Here is a 22,655-nt window from a genome sequence, read left to right as displayed (position 1 = left end):
GGGGGTACATGCCGCGAGTGCGGGAGCTTGAGGTCTTCCGGGTGGTCCTGCCGTTCGGCAGGAGGTCGGAGACCCTGCTCGTGAAGCTCACCGACCACGGTGGCATGACCGGCTGGGGCGAGGCGCTGTCCCCCCAGCCCAAGACGTGGTCGAGGCTCGAGGAGACGCTGGCCGCCCTGATCATCGGCGTCGACTGGGAGCATCCCGACACCGTGCCGAGCGGCGACTCCGCGGTGGACATGGCCTGCTGGGACCTGTGGACCAGGATGCGCGGGGTCCCGCTCGCGGAGGCCATCGGCGGCACCCGCACCTCGCTCATGGCCACCGTGCGCCTGGCGCCCGACCCGTCGCCCGAGAGCCTCGTGAGCCGGGTCAACCAGCAGGTCTGCGCCGGGTACGGACACGTCACGCTGGACATCCGGCCCGGGTGGGACGTCGAGCCGGTGCGGGCCGTGCGGCAGGCGTACCCCGCGCTGACCCTGGCCGTCGACTGCGGCAACGCCTACACCGACCTCGAACAACTCGTCGCGCTCGACTCCTACGGGCTGGAGGTGATCGAGCGGCCCTTCGCCGCGGGCGACGCCTACACGCATGCCTCGCTGCAGGACCAGGTGGCCGCGTCGGTCGCGGTCGAGCTCGGCTCGACCGCCGAGCTGGATGACTATCTGACGCTGCGGGCGGCCCGTGTGCTGCTGCTGCGGCCGACCGCGTTCCCGTCGCTGACCGAGGCCCGCCGCGCGCACGACCGCGCGGCGGCGGCCGGCTGGGACATCCAGTGCACGGGAGGCCAGGGGGCCGGGCTGGCCAGGGCGGCGACGGTGGCGGTCGCCAGCCTGCCCGGGTGCACGCTGCCGTGCGACGTCACGCAGCCGCCCCGCCAGAACCAGATCGTCACGCCGATCGTCGGCGCGAACGCCGGCGTCATCGCCGTCCCCTTGACGCAGTCCGGCCTCGGGCACGACATCGACGAGACCAGGTTGCGGCGGATGGCGAAGGACTCGTTTCACGCATAAGGTGCCTACCTGATCATTTCGCGGGTGAGGGCTGGGCATGCGGCTGACTCGATGGAACGTGTTACGGCTCCGGCTGGCTCTGGACCCGTCCGGCCTGCTGTCGCAACCCGCGAAGCTGGTCATCGGCGTGGTCGCGATCGTGGGTGCCGGTGCCGGCGCAGTCCTGGTCAGCGGGACTCTGGGGACCGTCGAGACGATGCTGCTGGTGGGCGCCGGGCCACCGTGCACGCCAGTCTGAGAAGGGGCCGCAGGCCGGATCTCATGCTGGGACTGCCCTTGGTCATGGCCATGAGCGAGCTGGACCTGCACGCACTCATCGTCAGGGAACTGCTGGCGATCAAGCGGTGGCGACCGTACGAGCACTGGGCCGTCGCACTGCTCCTCGACCACGCACCCGGGAACGAGGATCTGCGGAAGGCGTGCAGGCCGCTACGGCGCGCGCTCCGGGCCGAGACGCGCTCTCTGGTCGGTGCGGAACGCATAGCCGCCGCCTCACGTGCCGAGGCCTCCATCCAGTCCGCTTTCGAGTGGCACTTGTCCCGGTACGTCGCGGCGTTCGCCCACCGAGGCGGTGCCCTGGACGTCCATGAGAGCTTTCTGTGGAAGATCCAGCACGATGGCCTGCTGAGGCGCGTGAAGGTCCAGGCTTTTGCCGACATTCATCCCGACGACGAGGAGCTGTTCGGCGAGCGACCGTGGAGCACCGCCGATCATGCTGCGTCCGCGCCTTCGGGAATGGTGTCACAGGTGGACGGCCGGATCGAGCGCCGGCTGGGGATCGTGATCAGCCATTGGCTGCTGGGCCGCGGCGGCTTCTCGCCCGTCCTGAAGCTCTACCGGCTGCGCGAGCTCCCGGCTTCCGAGTGGCGCGCCGCCATGGAGCACGAGCGCCAGGCCGTCATCGCGTCCGCGAGCACGCTGCTCGGCCGGACCGCCACGGCGCTGGACGTCGTCGACCTGGCGGTCGCGGGCCGGGCGGGCGAGCTCAAGTGGTTGCACACTGAACTACCCTGTCCGCACCCCTCGCGCGGCGTGTGCGTCCTGCTGCCGCTGTTCGATGTGGCGCTGCGGCGCAAGGGCTATGTGCACGAGCACCCGTTCGCGCAGCGCGAGCTGGTCGGCCCGCTGGGTGACCGGGTCAATCTGGTAGAACTGGCCGCGAAAGCGGAACGTGGCGAGCCGTACGGGATCTTGCTGGGGGCGGGGATGCCGGGGAAGGATCCGGACGAGGACGCCATCAGGCTGGCTGCCGAGTCGCTGGCCGCGGGAGATGCGGTGGGTTGGTTCGAGCGGCTGTACGCCGAGTCGGCGACCGGGGAGGCGATCGTGCCGTGGGACTCGCGGTCGCCGCACGTCCTGCTGACCGGGTGGGCCTCCGAGTACGCCGCCGGGCGGGGGCGGGCACTGGTCGTGGGGGCCGGGCTGGGGGACGACGCCGAATACGTAGCGGGGCTCGGCTACGAGACGGTGGCGTTCGACGTGAGCGCATCGGCCGTGCGGCTGGCGCAGGAGCGTTTTCCGGAGAGCGCGGTGCGCTACCAGGTTGCCGACCTGCTGAATCCGCCCGCCGAGTGGCGGCACGCCTTCGACCTGGTCGTCGAGATCATGACCGTGCAGGCTCTGCCGGAGGAGCTGCACGCCGAGGCCATCGCCCGGGTCGCGGAGTTCGTACGGACCGGGGGCACGTTGCTGGTGATCGCCTCGGGGAGGGAGGAAGGCGGGCCGGTGTTCGCGCCGCCGTGGCCGCTGACCCCGTCGGAGATCGCGGCGTTCGCGACGGACGGGCTGGTGACCGGGGAGATCGAGGACCTCCGGGACGGCGAGCGCCACCGCTGGCGCGCCACCTTCCACCGCCCCGCGTGACGCTTTGCACAGGACAGTGCTAGTCGTGATCTACATCGTAAAGTAGCGCGGTGCGTTGAAGGACCCGTGCGACCGGCGCGACGACCACCACGGCGACGTGCCACCAGAACAACCCGTCGAGCAAGACCTTCGGCCAGTCGACCGTCTTCTCCAGCCGGCCGGGGTCGGCCCGCAGTGTCTCGATCATCTCCATGGTCTCCGCGGATGCGCCGCTGTCCAGCCATCCCCATGGGTAGCCCGTCCCGCGATGGTAACCGAACATGCAGCAGACGGTCTCGCGGACCACCAGCAGGCTGAGGAACAGTCCGGCCGTGCCCAGCGCGGCGGTGGCTGCCCAGGCGATCCATCCGATCCGGCGCGCGGTGAAGCCCAGCCAGGCGAGTATCACGCCGCCCGCGCCGAGGGAGGCACCGAAAGCGAGATAGTGGCTCTGCCCGCCGGACATGGACAGCGCGAGCGCGGCGACGAGCATGCTCGCCGTGCCGAGGAATCCCGGCAAGGGGATTCGCTGGAGCGTAAGAGGCATGGTGACGCCATTGTGCCGCGGTTCTAGGGCTGGGTGCGGGCGGCGGCCAGGACGCGTGCGGCTTCGCGTACCGCGGCGAGGTTCTTCTTGCCCTGCCGTGACCCGGCCAGCTTGGCCTTGATGTGGTCCCGGACCGTGATCGGTTCGTAGGCCAGCCCGGAGGCGTCATGGTGACTGGCCAGCGTCTCGATGACGGCGTCGGGGTTGCCGTCGTGGAAGAAGGCGGCTGAGCGGCGGCGCTTGATCGTGCCGTCCACGATGGGGGGCTTGACGCGGTGCAGGGTCGACATCCACCGGTCGTTGGTGAGCCGGGCCGTGAGGTCGCCGAGGTTGACCAGCAGAGCGCCGTCGGCCGGCGCGACATCGTGCCAGCGTTCGTCCCGGCCGAGGACCTGGAGGCCTGCAACCTGGTCGGCCCACAGGACGGTGACGATCCCGTAGTCGGTGTGCTCCCCCATCCCGATGAGGTCGCCGTCGAGGGTGATCGTTCCTTCCGGCAGGGCGTAGTTGTTCATACGCAGCACGTCGATGGAGTGGCCGGTGAGCCGGGCGAAGAATCCGGGATCCAGGCGGAGGGCGTCGGCGAAGATCCGGGTAAGAGTGCGTGCGACCCGGCCGGCGTGGTCGAAGTAGGCCTGGACGGCCTCGGTGAAACCGCCGATCTCGGGCCACACGTTGATCCCGTAGTCCTCCTCCGACAGGTCCAGCGCGGCGAAGGAGCGTGCCTCCACGCCGACGTTGAACGCCTCGAAGAAGTCGTTCATGCGGCCGGCCGGCTCGACGCCGAGGCTCAGGCTCAGGGACTCGCTCTCGGGCGGGCTGTAGCCGCGGTTGGCGCCCGTGACGCGGTAGGTCTTCTTCGTCTCAAGGGGCAGGGCGAAGAAGGCGTCCATCGCCGAGGCCAGGCCGGCGATCGCCGAGTCCGGGATCGTGTGGCCCAGGACCTGGATGAAGCCCACGCTGGAGCAGGCATCGTCGATCTCCTGTGCGACCCTGCGGCGTTCCGCCTCCGGCCCTTCCCGCACGTAGGGGGAGATGTCGACCACGGGGACGGTGAAGTGCTCAGGCGCTGGCGAGGACATGGGATTCCTTTCGGCCGGCCTCGGCGGTGACTGCGAGGCGCTGGACCATGGCCGGCATGAAGGCTGGGAGCGGCCCGATGCCGGCGGACGTCGTGGCAAGGGTCGTGTTGTGCCGGGCGCTGATGCGGGCGGCGAAGCCGATCACGCCCGTGCCTCCCGTACGACGGCCGTCCCCGCCCGGAGCGCGGCGATGGGATCGGCCGCCTCGTCCAGTTCGATGAGCACGATGCCGGCGCCCGGCGTGCGGGACATCGCCTCGGCCCACGCTCGCCAGTCCACGATGCCCGTGCCCAGTTCGGTCATGTAGGGCTGCTGCTGAGCGAAGACCGTTTCGTCGATGGTGAGTTCGACGTCGATGGGCTTGACCGCGTCCTTCCAGTGCGCCAGTGCGATGCGCTGGGCGTGGCGGCGCGCGACGGCGACGGGGTCGCCTCCCCCGAGCGCGATGTGGCAGGAGTCGGGGCACAGCCACACGTAGCGGGGATCGGTCAACGCCATGAACAGGTCGATGTCCCTCTCGTACCAGAGGGTGCTGTTGGACTCCGTGTGGAAGGCGAGCTTCACGCCGTGCTGAGCGACGGCCTCGCCGGCCACGTGGGCGATGTCGGCCATCCGGGTCATGTACGCGGCGTCGACGAAGAAGGGTGGGCGCGTCCCGAACGTCGCCCTCATGGGCAGTCCGGCGACGAGGAGTTCCGCGCCCACGTCGGCGAGGAAGGCGGCGTGTCGCTCGGCGTCGGCGACGATCGCGGGCAGGTTCTCGCTCTGCCGCCAGTCGGGTGCCGCGCTCGCGGCCATGAAGGCGCTCACGACGGACAGGCCTCGGGCCTGGAGTTCGCGGCGGAAGGACGGTGCGTCGCCGAAGGCCCGCAGCGCCGAGTCGATGTCGCCGGGCGCGAAGGTCAGCTCGATGCCGCTGACACCGGCCTCGGCCAGCGCGTCCAGCACCCGCTCCCAGAAACGGTCAGGGTTCCTGACGGCCCAGTCGCGGAAGGCGCCGGCGGAGTCGAGTCCCCAGAATCTCGGGTGATAGAAGGTGATGACGTCGGTGGCGAAGCGCGGTCCGGCGGTGTCGTCCGGTGTCATTCGGCACCTCCGCGGGCGTTGTAGACGGTGACGCCGCCGGCGTCGACGGCCTTGCGGTAGTTGCGGAACACGGCGAGCGCCTCGTCTCGGAGCACGTCCCGGGTGACCTGGATGCCGCGTGCTTCGAACTGCTCGGCCCAGTCCGCGCCGAGCGGGCCCTCGTCGAACGTGGTGATCTCCTCCAGTTCCGGGCCCTCGCCGGCGACGACGAGGCCGCGTATCCCGGACCACATGGCCGCGCCGTAACACTGAATGCACGGACGCCAGTTCACGACCAGCTCGTGTGCGGGCAACCCGTCGCCGCCGAGGTCCCAGCCGCCGGCCGCCGTCTGGGCGAGTCCGAGCGCGACGACCTCGGCGTGCGCGCTGGAGACGCCGGAGGCGAGCACGACGTTCACGCCGACCGAGACGATCCGGCCGGAGTCCCGCTCGGCGACGAGCGCGGCGAACGGGCCGCCGTTGCCCTGGCGCCAGTTGCGGTCGGCGAGGCGGTGCACGAGGCGCATCCGGTCGTAGCGGTCGGGGATGAGGGCGGGGACGGTGGCCAGTTCGTCGTCGATCCACGCGGGCAGCGCCACGCGGTATTCCTTGGCGATGTCGATCATGATCGTGCTTCCTCTCGGTGTGCGGCGGGCGCGGTGTTTCGTCCGGCGACGGCGCGGGCGGCCCGTACGGCGGTCACCGCGCCGGTCAGGGTGACATTGGCGGCCATAGCGGTGGGGATCACACCGTTGCCGGCGAGGTACAGGTTGTCGAAGCCCCACACCCGGCCGTCCGGGTCGCACACGCTGGTGCCGTCGTCGGCCAGGCCGGACCGGACGGTGCCGGTCTGGTGCAGCGACGAGCCGGGCGGCAGCAGCGCACGCTCGGCCGCGGGATCGAACGAGCCGAACTCCTCGGCGATCGACCGGACTTCGTCGAGCGCGCGGCCGATCAGCGTGCGGTCGGCGTCGGAGTAGCCGAACTCGACGGTGATCCGCGGCATTCCGGCTAGGTCGGTCTGGGCTTCCGAGAACACGAGCCGGTTCTCGGGGCGTGACTCGACGGGGGCGTACAGCGACAGGCCAACGGAGTGCGCGAGGGGCTGGCCGTCTTCGTCCACGTACGTGCGGTTCATGATCTGGCCGTGGAACGGCTGCGCCGCTCCGTTCTGGGGCAGCCAGAGCGAGTCCGTGCAGAACTCGCCGGGGCGCGGCAGGGGCAGGGCGTCGCGGCCGATGCCGAACCGGTCGAGGTCGAGGAGCACCCGGGCGGTGATGAACGCGTGCTCGTTGAGGTAGCGGCCCAGCGCCGCCGGCCGGATGCCCGAGGCGAACAGCAGCTGCGGGGTGCGCAACGCGTCGGCGCACACCACCACGGCGTCCGCCAGGAGTTCCCGCTCGGCTCCGTCGGCGATGCGGCGCAGCCGGGCCCCGGCGACCCGGCCGCCGGAGACGAGGAGCGTCGTGGCCAGCGTGCCGGTCGTCAGGGTGAATCCCGGGTCCCCGCCTGTCGCGATGGCGGGAAAGATCGTCCCTGGGGCCGTGCGCGGCATGGGACCCGATGCCGTCGCGGCGACGGCCATGGGCATCGGCTGCGGTCGCCGGTCGCCCGGTCCGACGCCGTCGAAGCGCCGGCGCAGGACGTCGAGCACCATCCGGCCGACCTCGGTCGGGCCGATCGCGGACGGCGTGACCGCGAGCAACCGGCGGGCGGTGTCCAGGTCCTCCGCCCAGCGGTCCGGGTCGCCGACGTCGAACGCCTCGTCCCCGGCGGGCCACGGCGTCGCGGCGGTCCAGTGCACGCCCATGCCGCCCGCGTTCCACGCGAGCGCGGTCGCCGGCATCGCCTCGGCGTCCTCACCCAAGGCGAGCGCGTGGACCATGCCGGGCGTCAGGTCGGTGAGGCCGCCGGCGACCTCGCGCACCACTTCGGCGCCCGTGTACATGCCCTGGATGCCGGTGGCGACCTGTTCGTTGTAGCGCGACCAGAGGACCGGATCGTCGAGGTCGTGCAAGTGCAGGCCGGGGGTCTCGCCGATCGCGTTGCCGCCGTCGACCATCGTGATGTCCAGCGCCGGATCGGCCTCTCGCAGCAGCCGGGCCACGACAGATCCCATGATGCCACTGCCCACGATGAGGACATCGGTGCGGGAGGTGTCGGTCACAGTGAGACTCCATGTCTTGTGCCACGGGTACTGACGGGCAGGCGCGGATGCTCGGTGCCCGATCATGCGCGCGGGGTGAGTGGGCCGAACAGTTCGGTGTCCATGCGGTCGAGGGCCAGCTTGACGGCGCCGATGAGCGCGGCGTCGCGGCCCAGGCATGTGGCACGCAACTCGACCGCGGGGGTGCGAGCGTCGCGCAACGCCGCGCGTACCCGGGGCAGCAGCACATCGGCGGCGTCCTCCAGGCCGCCGCCGAGCACGATGAGCGACGGCGCGATGGTCCACGACAAGGTGGTGAGGATCGACGCGATGTTGTCCACGAATTCGCCGACCTCCGAGAGCGCGGTCGTATCACCGGCGCGAGCCGCGGCGAAGCGGCTGAGCGCGACCCTCCGTTCGGCCGGTTGCGGTGACGTCAGCCAGGCCACCGGGCGGTTCTCGATCGAGCCGGTCGGTATCGACCGGGCTTCGACGATCTCACCCGCGGAGCCGTCCAGACCGCGGTGCACGGCTCCGCGGATGAGGATGCCGAGGCCCGTCCGGTTCCCGAGGATCGCCCATACGACGTCGTCGTGGTCTCCGGCCACGCCCCGCCAGCGCTCCGCGAGCGCACCGAGGTTGCTGTCGTTGTCCGCGAACCAGGGCACCCGGATCCGTCGTTTGAGTTCTCCGGGCAGGTGCACGCCTTCCCAATGCGTCGTGTGCACCAGGCGCCGTACGACGCCGTGGTCGTCGATCGCGCCACCGCTGGCGATCGCACCGGCGCGCAGCCGGTCCGTCGATCCGCCCGCGTCGTCGAGCGCCTCCAGCACCAGCGCCGCCGCGTCGTCGAGCGTGACCTGCGGATCCTGATAGACACGCAGCAGCCGGTGCGCCCGGCCGACGATGCGGCCGCGCACATCGGCGATGACCGCGGACACGTCCGAGGTGGTGATGCAGACGGCCGCCAGCAACGCGTGTTCGGCCCGTAGCTCGTAGCGGCGGGCGGGGCGCCCGGCGTTGCCACTGGTCGGCACGCGGTCCAGCTCGGTCACCCAGCCCGCCTCCACGAGCGAGTCCATGATGAGCTCGATGGTGCGGCGGGACAGGTGGGTCCGCTCGGCGAGTGCGGCCAGCGTCATCGGCCCGGCCGAAACGGCGAGTGCCCGGAGGGCGACCGAGGTGTTGACGCGCCGGACGGCGCTCTGGTTCATCCCGGGCATCAGCACCTCTCCGCCGCCTGGGACATCGCCCGTATCACGGGGTCGAACACGCCTGTGGTGTCGGCCGTGAGCGCCGCTCCGGGCCGGCCGTATTCGCGCGCCGGATCGCCGAGTGAGCCGGTCGCCCGCGCCCAGGCCGGCTCCCGGCCGTGCACGAAGCCGGCCAGATCGGCATGCATCAGCGTGGCCAATTCGGCGGGCGGGTTCGGTCCGAGCGCCTGGGGGACGCCGGGTCCGTCGAGCACATCGAAGAAGAACGGGATGTCGACGCAGTGCGCGGCGCCGCCGAGCACGGGGGACGGCCATTCGAAGGAGTACAGCCAGGTGCCGGCGGGGGCCTGGCGGCGGGCGGTCGCCGTGCGCGCGCAGGCGGAGCGGAACAGGGTGTCCGTCACGCGGGTGCCCGCCATGCGCGCGGCGCCTCGGGCCTCCGGCGCGAGGCCGCTGTCGAACTCGTCGCCCGTCGCGCCGAGCAGCACAGGGACGTCGTGCCCCTGGACGGTGAGCCCGTCGGCGATGGGCACCGGCAGGATGTCGTCGCCGACGCACGGTACGAGCACGAGCGCGTCGCCTTTGCCCCGCTCGCTCCGCAGGTCGATGAGACCCTGCTGGAGCTGCTCCACGGTGCGGCCGCCGAATCCGGCCCGTGTCGGCGGCACGCCGAGTCTGTGCCCGAGCCGTTCGAGGACGTCGCGTGCGGCGTCCGAGCCTACGCCGAAGATGCCGCCGGACAGGCTGACCGCGCGGTGGAAGCGGCCGCTCCCCGCGGGTGAGGAGACGAGTGCGAGCACCGCCGCGCCCCCGGCCGACTGGCCGGCGACGGTGACCCGGTCCGGATCGCCGCCGAAGGCGGCGATGTTCTCCTGCACCCAGTCCAGGGCGAGCAGCAGGTCGCGCAGCCCGAGGTTCGGGAGGACGCCGTCCAGCGGGGCGAATCCGTCGACGCCCAGCCGGTAGCCGACGGTGACGCAGACGACACCGTCGCGGGCGAAGGCGCGGCCGTCGTACCACGGGCTGGCGGGGCTCCCGGCCAGGAAACCGCCGCCGTGGATCCACACCAGGACGGGGAAGGGCATGCGGTCGTCGTCCGCGTCCGGGGTGACGATGCCGAGGTTCAGCACGTCGTCGCCCGGTATCGACGGCTCCGGTATGGTCGTCGTGGCGAACAGCGGCACGCGCTGCGAGGTGGCGCCGTGCCGGGAGGCGTCGAACGGCTCCGGGAGCCGGCCACGTGGGACCGGCGGGGCGAACCGCCGGGCGCCGGTGGGTGCTTCGGCGTAGGGGATGCCGAGGAAGCGCCGCACCCGGCCGCTGCGACGGCCGATGATCGTGCCCGCGGGAGCGTGAATGGTGACAGGCTCGCCGGGGGTGTCGAGTGAGTCCATCCGATCATCCAACACCGGTCACCGCATTCCCGTTCCGGCGATGCCCTGAACGAAGTAGCGCTGCAGGAACAGGAAGAGCACCAGCACGGGCAGCATCACGACGATCGCACCCGCGAGCTGCAGTCCGTAGTCGGTGACGTGCGACGCGGCCTGACTGGTGGCGGCGAGACCCACCGGGAGCGTGTAACTGGACATGCTCTGAGCGACGATGAGCGGCCAGATGAAGTTGTTCCACGAGGCGAGGAACGACATGATCGTGATCGTCGCGACGGCGGGACCGGCCAACGGCAGGAAGATCCGGAAGAAGATCCGGAACTCGCCGGCGCCGTCGATGCGAGCCGCTTCGAGCAGGTCGCCGGGGATCGACATCACGTACTGCCGCATGATGAAGACCGACAGCGGCATCGCCACGCCGGGCAGGGCGATACCGGCGAGGGTGTCCGCCAGGCCCAGGTCGACCGTGATCACGAACTGCGTGACGAACACCGCGGTGAACGGCACCATCAGCGCCGCCATGACGGCGCCGAACGCGAGCCGCTTGCCCGCGAAGTCGAGCTTGGCCAGCGCGTAGCCGGCGGCAGACGCCGCCACGACGTTGCCGGCGACCACGATGATCGCGACCACGATGCTGTTGGCCATGAACCCGCCGAAGCCCTCGGTGGCGAACAGCCGGGTGAAATTGTCCAGGGTGACGTGCTGCGGGAGCCAGGCACCGGGGTCGGAGCGGATCTCGTCGAGGCTGCGCAGCGAGCCGCTGATCACCCAGACGAACGGAAGCATGGTGAGCAGCGCGCACAGCACCAGCGCGCCGTACAGCAGGGGTTGCGTGACGGACCGGCGGCGCACGGCGACCCGGCCGTCGATCATTTCGGTGTCCCGCACCGTGGCGACCGTGGTCATGCGCGGGGCCTCAGCAGCCGGAACTGGACGATGCTCACCAGCATCACGAGCACGAGCATCACGAAGGACGCGGCCGAGGACATCCCGAACTCGCCGGCCCCGAACTGGTGGTAGGTGTACAGCGCCACCGATTCCGTGGAGCCCAGCGGGCCGCCGTTCGTCAGCAGGTACGGCTCGTCGAACACCTGGAGGTAGAAGACGGTCAGCAGCACCGACACCATGAGCGTGGTGGGCAGCAGCAGCGGCAGGGTGATGTGCCTCAGCTGCCGCCACCGACCGGCCCCGTCGATGGAGGCGGCCTCGTACACGTCCTGCGGAACCGCCTGCAGACCGGCGAGGAACAGCACCATCGCGGTGCCGAAGTTGCGCCAGACGCCGAGCAGGATGACCACGGGCATGGCCAGGTTCGGGTCGTCCAGCCAGTTCGGCCCGGCGAAGCCGACGGCGCCGAGCACCTTGTTGACGGTGCCGTCGGCGTTGAAGGCGTACTGCCAGATCAGTGCGACCGCCACGATGTTCGTGACGACCGGTGCGAAGAAGACGACGCGGAACGTGCCGCGCAGGCGCCGGATGCCTACGTTGAGCGCGAAGGCCAGGGCGAATCCGATCGCCATGGTCAGCGGCACACCGACCGCCACGAACAGGGCGGTGTTGAAGATGTCCCGCAGGAAGCTTTCGTCCTGGAACAGGCGGAGGTAGTTCTCCAGGCCGGTGAAGTCGACGGCGAACGGATTGCGCAGATCCGTGCCCCGCAGGTCGGTGAGGCTGAACCCGAGCGCGGCGACCGTGGGGATCGCCGTGTAGAGCAGGAACACGAGGGTGAACGGTGCGAGGAACAGCCAGGCGACAGCCGTTCGACGGGAGCCCCGGGATCGACGCGCGGTGCGCGGCTCCCCCGGGACGACGGTGGTGGTCATCCGGAGATCACCCCGTACCCGTGCCGAGGCTCTCGGCGTACGCCTGGACGCTCGCGGCGGCCTTCTCAGCGGTCTGCTTGCCCTTGGCCACCGCTTCCATCTCCTTGCCCAGCCGGGTCGCGACCTGCTGCCAGGTGCTCACCTGCGGGAATGCCCGGGTGTTCTTCAGCTGGGTCAAGAAGGCGTCAAGGAGCGGCTGGCCCTTGATGGCCGGGTCGTCCCAGGCGGACACGACGGCCGGCAGCGAACTGTACGCCTTGTACTGCGCGACCTGGGTTCCCGGCTGCGAGATGTACTGGACGAGCTTCCACGACGCGGTCGCGTTGCCGCTGGTGGCGAGCACGCCCCAACTGCCGCCCGCGGAGAAGGAGAGGCTGCCCGACGGCCCGGCCGGCAGCGGTGCGGTCGCGACGTGAGACGCCGTCCAGCCGGTCTTCTTCGCGGCGGTGTCGAGCTGACCGACGACCCACGGGCCTGTGATCATGGAGGCGGTCTTGCCGGCGACGAAGTACGGCTGCGCGTCGAGGAAACCGGGCCCGCTGGTGTCGGCGACGCCCGAGGTGAAGAACGACGCGTTGAACTTCAGCGCGTCGACCATCGCCGGCGTGTCGAGCGTCCACTTGCCGTCGGAGGAGAGCAGTGAGCCGCCCGCCTGCCAGGCGTACATCGCGACGTCCTGGCCGTTGAAGATGTCCCAGCCGATGTCGGCGCCGAGGCCGCGCCCGGCGCCGGCGCCCTGGAGCGCCTTGAGGAACGGCACCGTCTCGTCCCACGTGGCCGGCGGCTTGACACCCGCCTTCTCCGCCAGATCGGAGCGGTAGACGAGCGCATAGGTGTAGGCGTACCAGGGCACCGTGTAGGCGACGCCCTTGACCACGCCCGCGTCCCAGAGGCTCTTGAAGAAGCCGCCGGGGTCGACGAGGCCGTCCGGAACGGGCTGAAGGATCGATGGATTGAGGAACTGCGCCTGCGACTCGGGGAAGAGCTGGGCGACATCGGGTCCGTTGCCCGCCGCGATCGCCGCCTGGAGCTTGGTGTAGTACTCGGCGTTCGGGATCAGCGTCAACTTCACGGTGACGCCCGGGTTCCCGGCCTTGAAGGGCTCGATGACCTTCTCGAGCACGTCGGCATCGCCCTGGGCGGCCCAGACATTGACGGTGCCGCTGGCAGGGGAGGCGTCGATGGGCTTGGCGGTGCCTGTCGCGGCGGTGTCATCACTGCCGCGACCACAGCCCGCCAGGGTAAGGGTGCAGCTGAGAGCTATGCCTGCGGTCAGCCGTAGGGCACCGCGTCGGGAGAGGTTGGACACTGGGGGGCTCCTGTCACATGAAGGCGCTGATCATAGAGAGGTGATTTTCGGCGAAAGTAGCTTTTTTGATCAGAGGGACCCGATGACGCCTTGGGCAGCCAAAAGGGACGCTACGTATAGCGTGTTTCGGCTGTGCGGCTGACCCGTCACGGAACAATTTCGGAACTTGTAGCAAAATTGATTCGTCACGCTTGGTGGCAGCTGCCGTCCAGCCGGTGCCGGTTCCGGGCAGGATCCATCACGAGGCTCAGCGGCATCGGATGGCCACACCCTCCAGCCGCTACCGGCGACGGCTGGGCGGAAGATCAGGGGATGAGGGCGGCTTCCAGGAGGAGGGCGCCGGCGCCGAGCAGGGCGGCGTCCCGGCCTGCTTTGGCCGGGGCGATCTCCAGGTCGCGGGTGGCCAACGGGAGGCAGCGTTCCCAGACGGCGGCGCGGATCGAGGTGATCAGGGGTTCGGCGGCTGACAGGCTGCCGCCGACGGCGACCACGTCCGGGTTGAAGAAGTTGACCAGGACCGTCAGGACCTCGCCCATGCGGCGGCCGGCGTTGCGGACCAGGCTGGTGGCCTCCGGGACGGCGTCGTTGACCAGGCCGACGATGTCGGCGGGGCGGGTCACCTCGATGCCCGCTTCGGCCAGGGCCGACATGAGGGCGGCGCCGCTCGCGTACGCCTCCAGGCAGTCGGGGTGGCCGCAGGCGCAGATGACGGAGGAGTCGGAGCGGACGCGGACGTGGCTGATGTCGCCGGCGGCGCCGCGGCCGCGGTGCAGGCGGCCGTTGACGATCACGCCGCACCCTATGCCGGTGCCGGCCTTGACGACCATGAGGTTCTCGCGGCCGGGCCACCAGCGGGCCTCGCCGGCGGCCATCAGGTTGGCGTCGTTCTCGACGAGGATCGGCAGATCGTAGCGGGTGGCGAGGTGGTCGGCGACGGGGAAGTCGTTCCAGCCGGGCATGCGGGAGGGGGTGACGACGCGCAGGGTGGCCGGGTCGACCGGGCCGGGGATGCCGGTGCCGACGCCGCGGAGCGGCACCTCCGCCGGCACGTGCTCGGCCAGGAGTTCGTCGAAAGCGCCGGCGATGCGGTCGAGGGTGGCCTGCGGGCCGTCGGTGATCTCGCAGGGGCGTTCCTCGATGATGAGCGGGGCCCCGCTCAGGTCGACCAGCCCGAGGCGTACGTGGTGGGCGCCCAGGTCGGCGACGGCCAGCACGCCGGCGGTGGGGGACAGGCGCAGGCGGCGGGGGCGGCGGCCGCCGCGCGAGACGCCCGAGCCCTCCTCGGCCAGGAGCCCGGCGTCGATGAGTTCCTCGACGCGGAGCGACACGCTGGACGCGGCCAGGCCCGATAAGCGCGAAAGGTCAGCCCGCGACTCGGCCTTGCCAGTGGCGACGAGTCGCAGCAGGTCCCCGTGTGCTCCCTGCACGGGCAGCCGCTCGTTCATGTGAGATGTCTACCATTCCTGACTTGGGCCGATGACGTATTGACTTGCTACGAAATTTCCCACTACGGTCCAGCTTATCTTCGAAATCGAAGGAAGTGACCGTTCATGAAGAGATTTGTCGCTGTCGCCGCCGTCGCTCTGTTAAGCCTGACGGCCTGCGGTGAGTCGAGCAGCCCAGCCGTTCCCGGGGCGGCGTCCCCGAAGAGCGATGTCCTGGCGAAGGTGCCGGTCGCGACAGCTGCCGAGATCCTGCCCGGCTCCACCATGGAGAAGATCAAGCAGCGCGGCGAGCTCCTCGTGGGCGGCTCGCTGGACGCGCCCCTGCTGTCGCAGCAGAACCCCGCCACCGGCGAGATGGAGGGCTTCGACGCGGACATGGGCAAGGCCCTGGCCACGTACATCCTGGGCGAGCCCAAGGTGAAGATCGTCAACTCGGCGTCGGAGACCCGGGAGGCGCTGCTGGCCAACGGCACCGTGGACGTGGTCTTCCAGACGTACACGATCACGGAGGAGCGGGCGAAGCAGGTCTCGTTCGCCGGCCCGTACTACACCTCCGGTCTGACGATCGCGGTGAAGAAGGGCACGACGGGCATCACCAAGCCGGAGGACCTGAACGGCAAGAAGGTCCTCGCGGGCGCGAACACCCCGGCCATCCCGGCGATCAAGAAGCTGGCGCCGCAGGCCGAGATCATCACGTTCGGCAGCGACCCCGAGTGCATCCAGGCGCTCAAGCAGGACCGGGGCGTGGCGTACGTGCAGGACGAGACGATCCTGATCGCCGACGCCAAGAAGGACCCGTCGATCGAGATCGTGACCCAGCCGTTCACCACGGACCCGTACGGCATCGGGCTCAAGCACGGCGACGACCAGTTCAAGAAGTTCGTCAACGACTGGCTGAAGAAGATGCAGGACGCGGGCGCCTGGCAGGAGATCTGGAAGAACTCCATCGGCACGGTCGTGACCGGCGACGCGCCGCAGCCGCCGCAGATCGGCTCCGTGCCGGGGTCCTGACATGTCGGTTCTCTTCGAGCATCTGCCCGAGTTGTGGCAAGGGCTGATCGTGACGTTCCAGCTCACCGCCGCGTCCTTCACGGGCGCGGCGGTGCTGGGCGTGCTGGTCTGCGCCCTCCGCGTCAGTCCGGTGCGGGTGCTGCGCTCCCTCGGCACGGCGTACGTCGAGACGTTGCAGAACCTGCCGCTGCTGGTGCTGCTCGTGCTGGCGTTCTTCGGCCTGCCGGAGATCGGGATCACAGCCTCGCCGCTGGTGACGGCCATCGTGGTGATCGCCGTGTACGAGGCCGCCTACATCGGCGAGGCCCTGCGTTCGGGCGTGAACGCGGTGGCGAAGGGGCAGGGCGAGGCGGCGCGGGCGATCGGGCTGACGTTCGCCCAGTCGCTGCGGCACGTCGTCCTGCCGCAGGCGTTGCGCACGGTGGTGCAGCCCATCGGCAACATCTTCATCGCGACCACCATGAACACCGCGCTGGCGGCCGCCGTCGGGGTCGTCGACCTGACGGCGAGCGCGCAGCGGGTGAACCTGGTGGAGGCCCAGCCCATCCCGATCTTCGTGGGCGCGGGGGTGGCGTACGGGCTGATCGCCGCCGCGGCCGGGTTCGTCACCGGCCGGCTCGAACGGCGGCTGGTGATCCTCCGGTGAGCACCGTCCTGTTCGACGAGCCGGGGCCCAGGGCGCGCCGGCGCATCAGAGTCGCGACCGTGGCCGGCACGCTGGCCGCCGTGGCGCTGGTCGCGCTGGCGGTGCGGCAGTTCGCGGCCAACGGGCAGCTGGACGCCGCGCGCTGGCAGCCGTACGGGACCTGGCCCATGTGGCGGTATCTGCTGGACGGCTTGTGGTCGACGTTCCTGGCGGCGGTCGTGGCGGCGGCGCTGTCGATGGCGTTCGGGCTGGTCCTGGCGCTGGGGCGCGTGTCGCCACGGGCCTGGGTGCGCACGCCTGCCGCCGTCTACGTCGAGGTGGTCCGGACGATCCCGGCGCTGCTGCTGGTGTACGTGGTGCTGTTCGCACTGCCGCGCTACGGGATGGACCTGCCGCTGTTCTGGAAGCTGGTGGTGCCGCTGACGGTGTCGAACGCGGCCGCGTACGCGGAGATCTTCCGCGCCGGGATCAACTCGGTCGAGCGCGGCCAGACCGAGGCGGGACTGGCCGTCGGCCTGACGCGGTTCCAGGCCCTGCGGCTGATCGTGCTGCCGCAGGCCGCCCGCCGGGTGCTGCCGTCCATCGTCAGCCAGTCGGTCGGGCTGCTCAAGGACACCTCGCTCGGCTTCGTCGTCAGCTACGGTGAGCTGCTCTACAGCGGCAAGGTGCTGGCCGCCTACAACGGCCTGCTCATCCAGACGTACCTGGTGGTCGCGCTGATCTACCTGGTGGTCAACGCGTCGCTGTCCAAGCTGGCCCGCACGCTGGAGGCCCGCCGGCCCGAGGCGATGAGAAGGAGGACCGTACGTGCCTGAACTCGCCGTGCTCGCCGAGGTGATCCGCTCGGGATTCGTGGAGAGCGTGCACTACGGCAGCGCCGTCGGCCTCGACCCGTCGGGGCGGGCCGAGGTGGCGCTGGGCCGGGTGGAGGCGCCGGTGCTGCCGCGCTCGTCCGCGAAACCGTTCCAGGCGCTGGCCTGCCTCGCGGCGGGCGCCGGAGCTCGGGCCCTGGACGGGCCGCGTCTGGCGATCGCGGCGGGCAGCCACACGGGCGAGGACTTCCATGTGCGACTGGTGCGGGAGCTGCTCGCCGGCTGTGGGCTGGACGTCGACGCGCTGGGCTGCCCGCCGTCGTGGCCGGAGGACCGGGCCACCATGGAGGAGCTGGTCAGGCAGGGCGAGGGTGTCTCCCGCGAGCGCATGAACTGCTCCGGCAAGCACGCCGCCATGCTCGCCGCCTCCGTCGCGAACGGCTGGGACGTGCCCGGCTACCTGTCACCCGATCATCCCCTCCAGCGGCGGGTGCGGTCGGTCACCGAGGAACTGGCGGGGGAGAAGACCGCGCACGTGGCGGTGGACGGATGCGGGGCGCCGCTGTTCGGGCTGTCGCTGACCGGGCTGGCGCGGGCGGTGCAGGCGATGGTGCTGGCCGCGCCGGGCAGCGGGCCTCGGCTGGTCGCCGACGCCATGCGCGCCCACCCCGAGTACGTCGGCGGCACCGGCCACCAGAACACCGACCTCATGCGGGCCCTGCCGGGGGCCATGGTCAAGGGCGGCGCGGAGGGGGTGCTGGTGGCGGCCCTGGCGTCGGGGCATTCGGCGGCGGTGAAGGTCATCGACGGCAGCCCGCGCGCCACCACGGCCATCGCGCTGGGGGTGTTGCGGCGGATGGGCTGCGACGTCACGTCCGCCGCCGCGTTCGAGCAGGTGGAGGTGCTGGGCGGCGGCGTGCCGGTGGGACGGATCGTCGCGAGGCTCTAGGTGTTAGCTGGTGGTGTGGACAGTGTGAGCAGGGGGCATCGCGCGCTGCGGCACCTCGCCGGCATCGACGTGGAGGCGTGGGCGGAGACCCGGGAGGAGTGCCTGGCGGAGGCGGTGCAGGCGCTGGTGGAGACCTTCGCCGAGGTGGGCGCTGCCGTCCCGGACGACTGCGTCGTGGTCGTCTCGGCGGAGGAGACCGACGAGGCGCTGCTCGTCGCGGTGCTGGACGAGGTGATCTACCAGGTGGAGGAGTGCCACCGGGTGGCGGTGGACGTGTCCGTCGACGAGCGGACGAAGGCCACCGAAGGGCAGGTCGAGGTACGGCTGGCCACCGTGCCGGTTGCCGTGGTGGACCGGGTGGGGGCGGTGCCGCAGGCGGTCGCCGTGCGGGAGCTGAGCTTCGGCAGGATCGACGGCGTGTGGCGAGCCCACGTGGGTGTCGGCGGTTAGTCCGGCTCGGACACCGGCCGCGCGACCTGGTCAAGATCGCGCTCCGTGGCCGGGCGGCCGCGTTTCGTGGATGGCAAGGCCGGAGACACGTACACGTCGCCGTGCGGACATCGGCAGGGCCGAAGGTGGCTCGCGCGGGGCGTCCGAACCAGCGGCGCCCCTTGCGATGAGCAGGGAGCCAGACACATGACCGACATCGACCGGCGGGGATTCCTTCGCACCGGCCTGGCCGCCGCCACCCTCGGGGTGGCGGCGGGCGGGCCGCTGGCCGCACTGTCCGCGCGCACCGCGGACGCCTCGACAATGGTGAAGCGGGCTTTCAGCCCCGACTACGGGCCGCTGCACCCGGTCAAGGACCACACCACGGGTCTGGAACTGCTCAAGCTGCCCCGCGGGTTCGAATACCTGTCGCACGGCTGGACCGGCGATCCGATGAGCGACGGGCGCCGCACCCCCGCCGCGCACGACGGCATGGCCGCGTTCGGCCCCAGCGACGCGCTGAAGGACAGGACGGAGGCCGGTGGGAGCGGCGGCGCGGGCAAGGGTCACTGGACCGTGCTGGTACGCAACCACGAGGTCGGCAGCCTCAACGGCGCGTTCGTCACCCCGGCCTACAACCCGGCCGCCGGCGGCGGGACCACGTCGCTGATCTTCGACACGCGCCAGGGCAAGTTCCTGGACAGCTGGGCCAGCCTCGGCGGCACCATCCGCAACTGCGCCGGCGGGCCGACCCCGTGGGGCAGCTGGCTGTCGTGCGAGGAGACCACCGAGATCAACGGCGACTACCGGCACGGCTACGTCTTCGAGGTGCCGCACGACGGGATCGGCGACGCCAAGCCGTACAAGGAGATGGGCCGCTTCTCCCACGAGGCCGTGGCGGTGGACCCGGAGACCGGCTGGGTGTACGAGACCGAGGACGCCACCCCGAGCGGCTTCTACCGCTTCCGCCCGAAGGTCAAGGGCGACCTGGGGCAGGGCGGCGTACTGGAGATGATGACGATCGGCTCCTCGCCCTACGTCACCTACAAGGACGGCACCGGTGTCACCTACCCCGAGATCGGCTGGGTCGCCATCGACGACCCCGACCCCGGCGCCGGCGAGACGAGCGTCGTGCGGCAGGGCATCGCCAAGGGCGGCGCCTCGTTCGCCCGTCTCGAGGGCGCCTGGTACCACGACGGCAAGATCTACATCGTCAGCACGAGCGGCGGCCCCACCGGGCAGGGGCAGGTCTTCGAGTACGACCTCGCGGGCAACACCCTGCGCGTGCTGTTCGCCTCGCCGAACGCGTCCGTGCTGAACAACCCGGACAACATCTGCGTCAGCCCGCGCGGCGGCATCGTGCTGTGCGAGGACGGGTCCGGCGTGGAGTACCTGCACGGGCTCACCACCGACGGGGAGATCTTCCCGTTCGCCGAGAACGCGGTCGTCATCCCGGCCGGCGGGGTGCCCGGCAAGACCGTGGCCCCCGGCACCTACACCGGCTCGGAGTGGTGCGGATCGGTGTTCGACAGCAAGGACGGCGGCTGGCTGTTCGCCAACATCCAGTCGCCCGGCATCACCTTCGCCATCACCGGCCCCTGGCAGGACGGCTCTCTGTAGCCGCCAGGCCCACCGCCACCGGCCCCGTCGCCCGGACGTGGTCTCATTCATGGTCCCTCGGGTCATGGACCTCTCTGACCTGGGTACCGGGGGAGGGAGAGGGCCATCGAGCCGAGGGACCGCTCGTGAGGGGGCTGCGATGAGGGAGCACTTCGTCTGGGTGACAACCCGCCGCATCAAGCCGGGCACGCTGGAGGACTTCGAAAGGGCATGGCGTCCGGACCCGTACCCGGAGGGACTGCGCCAGGCCTACGCGTACTGGTCCGAGGACGGGCAGGAGATCACCGGGGTGTCGTTCTGGGACACGAAGGAGGCATGCGACTCCTGGCGGGCCTCCGAGGCCGAGGCTCGTCGTCGTGAGGCCATCGCCCCTTACGTCGTCGAGGAGCGGGAGGGCTTCTACCGGGGTCGCGAGCTCGCCGTCCCCGTCCGGTAACGGGCGTACTCGACCGCGGCCGGTGTCACGGCGTGGGCGCCGGGCCGAGCAGAGGCTCGACGGAATCCCACGTGGGAGGCTCCGGCCACTCCGCGGCGCCTTCTGGTCCGGCCGACGCCGAGCCCGCGCCCTCCAGCCCGATGACGGCGCAGGCCAGCAGGTGCTCGCCGGGCGGCAGGTCGCCCTTCAGCGTGGGGATCGTGGTGCGCGGGGCGAGTACGTTGGTGCCGGGCAGGGCCGTGACGAGGGCTCCCTCCCGACGGCCGGACAGGTCCTCGATCACGCACAGGCCGTTCGGCGAGTCGAGCCTGGCCCGGCCGGGACCGGTGTCGACCCGGGTGGGCGGCCGGTCCCGGTCGACCGCGAAGGCGCCCTCGGCCGTCCGCAGGGCCCGCCCGGTTCTGATCCGGTGCACCCGTACGTGCCATGGGGGCAGCGCTATCAGCCAGGTCTCGATCTCCTCGTCGTCCCAGGGCGTCCAGCGCGCGTGCAGCACACCGTCGGAGGCGGAGGCGTCGTCCGGCAGCTCGCACGGCCGCCAGTGCTCGCCGTCCTCGCTGAGCGCCAGCGTGCTGTCGAAGGCACCCTGCTCCAGCTTCAGCGTCCCGGCGGGCACACTGAAGCCGAAACGCGTGGAGTAGGCGAACTTGGCGTACTTGGCCGCGCCGTGCCGCGCCCACGGGTTGCGCTGCCCAGCGCTCAGCATCACCACGTGCCGCCCCTCCTCGCAGCGCATCAGCGCCACGCCCGCCTCCGGCTGGGTGCTGACCTCGGGCAGCGGGGGCGCGTCGGCCTCCTTGGCGGCCCAGAACGGGTGCTCCGCCGGCAGGGCGAGCGGCAGGAACGCCTTCATGGCCCAGTACGGCGAGCCGGGCGCGTTGTACTGCTCGGCCATGTGCGGCTGGGGATAGCCGTAGCCGATGGTGAGCAGCCCGGCGGTGTCGCGGATGGGACGGCGGGCCCACCAGCGCAGGTTCCGCAGCAGGTGCCCCTTGGTCACCTCCCAGGGCAGCGCCTCGACCCCGGCGAAGGCCAGCGCCCCCCAGAACGCCGACTGCGCGAAGCGGTAGGTCAGGCTCCTGCCGAACGGGACTGCGACGCCCTCGCTGGTGAACCAGTGCTGGAAGTCCTGGGCGAACATCGCGGCCCGCTCGCGGAAGCGCCCGGCCCTGGCCGGGTCATCGGCGAGCGCCGCGTAGATGAGGCCGTAGAAGTGCATGGCGAACGGGATGTAGTAGTCGCGCTGCCACGTGGGCCCGTCGGAGTACCACCCGCGTCCGAGGTCGAACTGCTCCAGCCGGTCGAGCCTGGCCGTGTTGGCGTCGTGGTCGCAGGAGACGCCGACGCGGTCGAGCCCGAGCCCCACCATGACCGGGAAGAACATCCAGTTGTTGTTGTTCGGCTCCACGGTGACCGCGTGCCGCAACCAGGCGGCCACCGTGTCGCGCTGCCGGCCGGTCAGCGGATCCCAGATCCGCTCGGGGGCCAGCGCGAGCGTCAGGCCGATGGCGGCGGTCTCGACCAGCCGCTGGTTCCGGTCGAAGACCGCGCCCCAGTAGTCGGGGTGCTCGGGGTCGGTCCCGGCGGCGAGCCCGGCGCGCCAGAGCTCCCAGTGATCGAACGCCCCGCCGCCGGCCGCCAGCGGCGCCAGCCCCCACAGCGGACGTGCAAACGCTTCCAGCTCGGAGGCCGCCTGGTCGTAGTGCGCCGTGCTGAACCCCAGCCGCAGCCGCCCCCCGCCCGGGCCGAACCGGGAGATCAGCGGCGCGACCAGGTCGCGGACCTGACTCCCCAGGTCGTCTCGGTCACTGCCAGGCCGTCCTGCGCGGTCGTCGATGTCCACAGGCCCTCTCTCATCCGCTGGGAAAGCGCTTTCAG

The 22,655-nt window shown here is 71.0% G+C and carries 23 protein-coding genes; 10 read left to right on the top strand and 13 right to left on the bottom strand.

The window, feature by feature from the left end:
- Nucleotides 1-8 precede the first annotated feature (8 nt).
- Genes ACIBX3_RS06480 through ACIBX3_RS06470 form a run of 3 tightly spaced genes read left to right on the top strand, consistent with a single transcriptional unit; the run spans nucleotide 9 to nucleotide 2,876 of the window.
- The gene (locus ACIBX3_RS06480; RefSeq protein ID WP_397113792.1) at nucleotides 9-1,013 is read left to right on the top strand and encodes an enolase C-terminal domain-like protein; all 1,005 of its coding nucleotides are present in this window, start codon (nucleotides 9-11) and stop codon (nucleotides 1,011-1,013) included.
- Between the two features lie 37 nt (nucleotides 1,014-1,050).
- Nucleotides 1,051-1,251 carry a hypothetical protein gene (locus tag ACIBX3_RS06475; protein ID WP_397113791.1) on the top strand — a complete coding sequence of 67 codons (201 nt, stop codon included), beginning with the start codon at nucleotides 1,051-1,053 and terminating at the stop codon, nucleotides 1,249-1,251.
- A 23-nt stretch (nucleotides 1,252-1,274) separates the two neighbouring features.
- Nucleotides 1,275-2,876, top strand: coding sequence for a class I SAM-dependent methyltransferase (locus tag ACIBX3_RS06470; RefSeq protein WP_397113789.1), 1,602 nt, complete (start codon nucleotides 1,275-1,277; stop codon nucleotides 2,874-2,876).
- Between the two features lie 19 nt (nucleotides 2,877-2,895).
- Here the strand turns inward: ACIBX3_RS06470 and ACIBX3_RS06465 are convergent, their stop codons facing one another.
- The 12 genes from ACIBX3_RS06465 to ACIBX3_RS06410 form a co-directional block, all read right to left on the bottom strand.
- Nucleotides 2,896-3,402, bottom strand: a complete 507-nt coding sequence (locus ACIBX3_RS06465; protein ID WP_397113787.1) for a hypothetical protein — start codon at nucleotides 3,400-3,402, stop codon at nucleotides 2,896-2,898.
- Between the two features lie 23 nt (nucleotides 3,403-3,425).
- Entirely contained in the window at nucleotides 3,426-4,484 is a 1,059-nt protein-coding gene (locus ACIBX3_RS06460) for an isopenicillin N synthase family dioxygenase (protein WP_397113786.1), read from the bottom strand.
- On the bottom strand, nucleotides 4,465-4,629 hold the full coding sequence (locus ACIBX3_RS06455) for a hypothetical protein (protein ID WP_397113784.1): 165 nt from the start codon (nucleotides 4,627-4,629) through the stop codon (nucleotides 4,465-4,467). Before ACIBX3_RS06455 ends, ACIBX3_RS06460 begins: the two co-directional genes overlap by 20 nt.
- Nucleotides 4,626-5,570 (bottom strand): sugar phosphate isomerase/epimerase family protein, encoded by a 945-nt coding sequence (locus ACIBX3_RS06450; RefSeq protein WP_397113783.1) that lies wholly within the window; start codon nucleotides 5,568-5,570, stop codon nucleotides 4,626-4,628. Before ACIBX3_RS06450 ends, ACIBX3_RS06455 begins: the two co-directional genes overlap by 4 nt.
- The gene (locus ACIBX3_RS06445) at nucleotides 5,567-6,175 is read right to left on the bottom strand and encodes a hypothetical protein (protein WP_397113781.1); all 609 of its coding nucleotides are present in this window, start codon (nucleotides 6,173-6,175) and stop codon (nucleotides 5,567-5,569) included. The genes ACIBX3_RS06450 and ACIBX3_RS06445 overlap by 4 nt, the downstream gene beginning before the upstream one ends.
- Nucleotides 6,172-7,716, bottom strand: a complete 1,545-nt coding sequence (locus tag ACIBX3_RS06440) for a GMC oxidoreductase (protein ID WP_397113779.1) — start codon at nucleotides 7,714-7,716, stop codon at nucleotides 6,172-6,174. Before ACIBX3_RS06440 ends, ACIBX3_RS06445 begins: the two co-directional genes overlap by 4 nt.
- 62 nt (nucleotides 7,717-7,778) lie before the next feature.
- Nucleotides 7,779-8,918, bottom strand: a complete 1,140-nt coding sequence (locus ACIBX3_RS06435; RefSeq protein ID WP_397113778.1) for an ROK family protein — start codon at nucleotides 8,916-8,918, stop codon at nucleotides 7,779-7,781.
- Complete coding sequence (locus ACIBX3_RS06430) at nucleotides 8,918-10,303, bottom strand: carboxylesterase family protein (RefSeq protein ID WP_397113776.1); 1,386 nt, start codon at nucleotides 10,301-10,303, stop codon at nucleotides 8,918-8,920. The genes ACIBX3_RS06435 and ACIBX3_RS06430 overlap by 1 nt, the downstream gene beginning before the upstream one ends.
- Nucleotides 10,304-10,321: 18 nt before the next feature.
- A complete protein-coding gene (locus ACIBX3_RS06425) occupies nucleotides 10,322-11,203 on the bottom strand; it encodes a carbohydrate ABC transporter permease (protein WP_397113774.1) in 882 nt (293 codons plus the stop codon).
- Complete coding sequence (locus tag ACIBX3_RS06420) at nucleotides 11,200-12,120, bottom strand: carbohydrate ABC transporter permease (RefSeq protein ID WP_397113773.1); 921 nt, start codon at nucleotides 12,118-12,120, stop codon at nucleotides 11,200-11,202. Before ACIBX3_RS06420 ends, ACIBX3_RS06425 begins: the two co-directional genes overlap by 4 nt.
- 7 nt (nucleotides 12,121-12,127) lie before the next feature.
- Nucleotides 12,128-13,429, bottom strand: a complete 1,302-nt coding sequence (locus ACIBX3_RS06415) for an extracellular solute-binding protein (protein ID WP_397113771.1) — start codon at nucleotides 13,427-13,429, stop codon at nucleotides 12,128-12,130.
- A gap of 305 nt (nucleotides 13,430-13,734) precedes the next feature.
- A complete protein-coding gene (locus ACIBX3_RS06410; RefSeq protein ID WP_397113769.1) occupies nucleotides 13,735-14,874 on the bottom strand; it encodes an ROK family transcriptional regulator in 1,140 nt (379 codons plus the stop codon).
- A 105-nt stretch (nucleotides 14,875-14,979) separates the two neighbouring features.
- Here ACIBX3_RS06410 and ACIBX3_RS06405 point away from each other — a divergent pair, with 105 nt between their 5' ends.
- The 7 genes from ACIBX3_RS06405 to ACIBX3_RS06375 all read left to right on the top strand — a co-directional run bounded on the left by ACIBX3_RS06405 (nucleotide 14,980) and on the right by ACIBX3_RS06375 (nucleotide 20,777).
- Nucleotides 14,980-15,885: a glutamate ABC transporter substrate-binding protein gene (locus ACIBX3_RS06405; RefSeq protein WP_397113767.1), complete on the top strand. Its 906-nt coding sequence runs from the start codon at nucleotides 14,980-14,982 to the stop codon at nucleotides 15,883-15,885.
- A gap of 1 nt (nucleotide 15,886) precedes the next feature.
- On the top strand, nucleotides 15,887-16,531 hold the full coding sequence (locus tag ACIBX3_RS06400) for an amino acid ABC transporter permease (RefSeq protein ID WP_397113765.1): 645 nt from the start codon (nucleotides 15,887-15,889) through the stop codon (nucleotides 16,529-16,531).
- Nucleotides 16,528-17,346: an amino acid ABC transporter permease gene (locus tag ACIBX3_RS06395; RefSeq protein WP_397113763.1), complete on the top strand. Its 819-nt coding sequence runs from the start codon at nucleotides 16,528-16,530 to the stop codon at nucleotides 17,344-17,346. Before ACIBX3_RS06400 ends, ACIBX3_RS06395 begins: the two co-directional genes overlap by 4 nt.
- Nucleotides 17,339-18,292, top strand: coding sequence for an asparaginase (locus ACIBX3_RS06390; protein ID WP_397113761.1), 954 nt, complete (start codon nucleotides 17,339-17,341; stop codon nucleotides 18,290-18,292). Before ACIBX3_RS06395 ends, ACIBX3_RS06390 begins: the two co-directional genes overlap by 8 nt.
- Before the next feature lie 24 nt (nucleotides 18,293-18,316).
- A complete protein-coding gene (locus tag ACIBX3_RS06385) occupies nucleotides 18,317-18,742 on the top strand; it encodes an archease (protein ID WP_397113759.1) in 426 nt (141 codons plus the stop codon).
- Nucleotides 18,743-18,928: 186 nt separating this feature from the next.
- The gene (locus tag ACIBX3_RS06380; RefSeq protein WP_397113757.1) at nucleotides 18,929-20,341 is read left to right on the top strand and encodes a PhoX family protein; all 1,413 of its coding nucleotides are present in this window, start codon (nucleotides 18,929-18,931) and stop codon (nucleotides 20,339-20,341) included.
- Between the two features lie 139 nt (nucleotides 20,342-20,480).
- Nucleotides 20,481-20,777, top strand: a complete 297-nt coding sequence (locus ACIBX3_RS06375; RefSeq protein ID WP_397113755.1) for a hypothetical protein — start codon at nucleotides 20,481-20,483, stop codon at nucleotides 20,775-20,777.
- A 25-nt stretch (nucleotides 20,778-20,802) separates the two neighbouring features.
- Here the strand turns inward: ACIBX3_RS06375 and ACIBX3_RS06370 are convergent, their stop codons facing one another.
- On the bottom strand, nucleotides 20,803-22,620 hold the full coding sequence (locus ACIBX3_RS06370) for a DUF2264 domain-containing protein (RefSeq protein WP_397113753.1): 1,818 nt from the start codon (nucleotides 22,618-22,620) through the stop codon (nucleotides 20,803-20,805).
- Nucleotides 22,621-22,655: the final 35 nt, after the last annotated feature.

Origin of the sequence: Nonomuraea sp. NPDC049480, from assembly GCF_044465905.1 — a bacterium.
GTDB lineage: Bacteria > Actinomycetota > Actinomycetes > Streptosporangiales > Streptosporangiaceae > Nonomuraea.
The sequence above is the reverse complement of the archived record's forward strand: the minus strand, read 5'-3'. Positions and strand labels throughout refer to the sequence as shown.

Coding starts and splice junctions, on each gene's coding strand:
- ACIBX3_RS06480 (WP_397113792.1), top strand. CDS start 9: ATGCCGCGAGTGCGGGAGCTTGAGGTCTTCCGGGTGGTCCTGCCGTTC.
- ACIBX3_RS06475 (WP_397113791.1), top strand. CDS start 1,051: ATGCGGCTGACTCGATGGAACGTGTTACGGCTCCGGCTGGCTCTGGAC.
- ACIBX3_RS06470 (WP_397113789.1), top strand. CDS start 1,275: ATGCTGGGACTGCCCTTGGTCATGGCCATGAGCGAGCTGGACCTGCAC.
- ACIBX3_RS06465 (WP_397113787.1), bottom strand. CDS start 3,402: ATGCCTCTTACGCTCCAGCGAATCCCCTTGCCGGGATTCCTCGGCACG.
- ACIBX3_RS06460 (WP_397113786.1), bottom strand. CDS start 4,484: ATGTCCTCGCCAGCGCCTGAGCACTTCACCGTCCCCGTGGTCGACATC.
- ACIBX3_RS06450 (WP_397113783.1), bottom strand. CDS start 5,570: ATGACACCGGACGACACCGCCGGACCGCGCTTCGCCACCGACGTCATC.
- ACIBX3_RS06445 (WP_397113781.1), bottom strand. CDS start 6,175: ATGATCGACATCGCCAAGGAATACCGCGTGGCGCTGCCCGCGTGGATC.
- ACIBX3_RS06435 (WP_397113778.1), bottom strand. CDS start 8,918: ATGCCCGGGATGAACCAGAGCGCCGTCCGGCGCGTCAACACCTCGGTC.
- ACIBX3_RS06430 (WP_397113776.1), bottom strand. CDS start 10,303: ATGGACTCACTCGACACCCCCGGCGAGCCTGTCACCATTCACGCTCCC.
- ACIBX3_RS06425 (WP_397113774.1), bottom strand. CDS start 11,203: ATGACCACGGTCGCCACGGTGCGGGACACCGAAATGATCGACGGCCGG.
- ACIBX3_RS06420 (WP_397113773.1), bottom strand. CDS start 12,120: ATGACCACCACCGTCGTCCCGGGGGAGCCGCGCACCGCGCGTCGATCC.
- ACIBX3_RS06410 (WP_397113769.1), bottom strand. CDS start 14,874: ATGAACGAGCGGCTGCCCGTGCAGGGAGCACACGGGGACCTGCTGCGA.
- ACIBX3_RS06405 (WP_397113767.1), top strand. CDS start 14,980: ATGAAGAGATTTGTCGCTGTCGCCGCCGTCGCTCTGTTAAGCCTGACG.
- ACIBX3_RS06400 (WP_397113765.1), top strand. CDS start 15,887: ATGTCGGTTCTCTTCGAGCATCTGCCCGAGTTGTGGCAAGGGCTGATC.
- ACIBX3_RS06380 (WP_397113757.1), top strand. CDS start 18,929: ATGACCGACATCGACCGGCGGGGATTCCTTCGCACCGGCCTGGCCGCC.
- ACIBX3_RS06375 (WP_397113755.1), top strand. CDS start 20,481: ATGAGGGAGCACTTCGTCTGGGTGACAACCCGCCGCATCAAGCCGGGC.